Source organism: Duganella sp. sic0402, assembly GCF_019219065.1.
Lineage (GTDB): Bacteria > Pseudomonadota > Gammaproteobacteria > Burkholderiales > Burkholderiaceae_D > Rugamonas.
The window spans coordinates 1-451 of record NZ_JAHUWK010000037.1 but is presented as its reverse complement, the minus strand read 5'-3'; the positions used below and the strand labels follow the sequence as shown (position 1 = coordinate 451).

Sequence of the window (451 nt, the reverse complement as noted above, 5' to 3'; positions counted from 1 at the left end):
GCAAATAGCGTAACGGATTGTCGGAGCGTTCCTTCTGGGCCTGATTCCGCTCAATCGTTACGCTGTCGATATGACAAGCCGTGACGAGACTCCTGACCCGCTAGCCCATGTTCTGGAGCAGGATCTGCTTCAACGGTATGGGCCGGTCATTGGGCAGGACGATCTACGGCAGGCGCTGGGCTACACCACGCTCGATGCGTTCCGCCAAGCCCTGTCACGTGGCCTGCTGCCCGTACCTGTGTTCCCCATCCCGCACCGCAGGGGCAAGTACGCCTTAGCCAAAGACATCGCCACTTGGCTTGCCCAGTTGCGGCTTCAGGCTCTCCAGTCCGCCGACGCGAAGGAAGCGCCATGAGCGAGCGGATGCGCATCGTTGGAGGGCCCCAGATGACCTGACGCCTTTCCTTTCCAGAGCCACTAACGGAAATGCAAAAGCCCCCAGGCGTTAGAG

Annotated in this window: 1 protein-coding gene; it reads left to right on the top strand. The window is 60.5% G+C overall.

The features are described 5' to 3' along the window. The first annotated feature begins 70 nt into the window (after nucleotides 1–70). On the top strand, nucleotides 71–355 hold the full coding sequence (locus tag KW842_RS27195) for a hypothetical protein (RefSeq protein WP_192277311.1): 285 nt from the start codon (nucleotides 71–73) through the stop codon (nucleotides 353–355). Nucleotides 356–451 lie beyond the last annotated feature (96 nt).